Annotated in this window: 1 rRNA gene; it reads left to right on the plus strand. The window is 50.0% G+C overall.

What is annotated here, in order from left to right:
• Nucleotides 1-356 (plus strand): 23S ribosomal RNA (locus GOU96_RS18455); the annotation flags it as partial.

The following is a 356-nucleotide window of genomic DNA, read 5'->3' on the forward strand; positions in this document are numbered from 1 at the left end:
AAGACGGAAAGACCCCGTGAACCTTTACTATAGCTTGACACTGAACATTGAGCCTTGATGTGTAGGATAGGTGGGAGGCATTGAAACGTGAACGCCAGTTTGCGTGGAGCCGACCTTGAAATACCACCCTTTAATGTTTGATGTTCTAACGTTGTCCCGTAATCCGGGATACGGACAGTGTCTGGTGGGTAGTTTGACTGGGGCGGTCTCCTCCTAAAGAGTAACGGAGGAGCACGAAGGTTAGCTAAGCATGGTCGGACATCATGCGGTTAGTGCAAAGGCAGAAGCTAGCTTAACTGCGAGACGGACAGGTCGAGCAGATACGAAAGTAGGTCTTAGTGATCCGGTGGTTCTGA

It is taken from the genome of Vibrio sp. R-1 (assembly GCF_035615595.1).
Taxonomy (GTDB): Bacteria; Pseudomonadota; Gammaproteobacteria; order Enterobacterales; family Vibrionaceae; genus Vibrio; species Vibrio cholerae.